Genomic DNA, 225 nt, shown 5'->3' with positions numbered 1-225 from the left:
TGGAGCCGTTTGTATCAATACAGGCGAAGCTGAAGCTATTGTTTCACCGTTAAGCAACATGGAAGCAATGACGAAGCATCTTGAATTAATCTCAACGGCGACCCCTAGAGGTAAACATTCCGTGGTTATTATGGATCAAGCGAGCTGGCATCAAACACATTTAGCCAATCATTTTAAGAACATCACGATAATCCATATCCCGCCATATTCACCAGAATTAAACCC

Annotated in this window: 1 protein-coding gene; it reads left to right on the top strand. The window is 42.2% G+C overall.

What is annotated here, in order from left to right:
- Positions 1-225: transposase (locus AACR09_RS06395; RefSeq protein WP_193836221.1), on the top strand; the 225-nt coding region annotated here is incomplete at both ends.

It is taken from the genome of Vibrio sp. OPT20 (assembly GCF_963889365.1).
Taxonomy (GTDB): domain Bacteria; phylum Pseudomonadota; class Gammaproteobacteria; order Enterobacterales; family Vibrionaceae; genus Vibrio; species Vibrio splendidus.
This window is presented reverse-complemented; position numbering and strand designations above follow the sequence as displayed.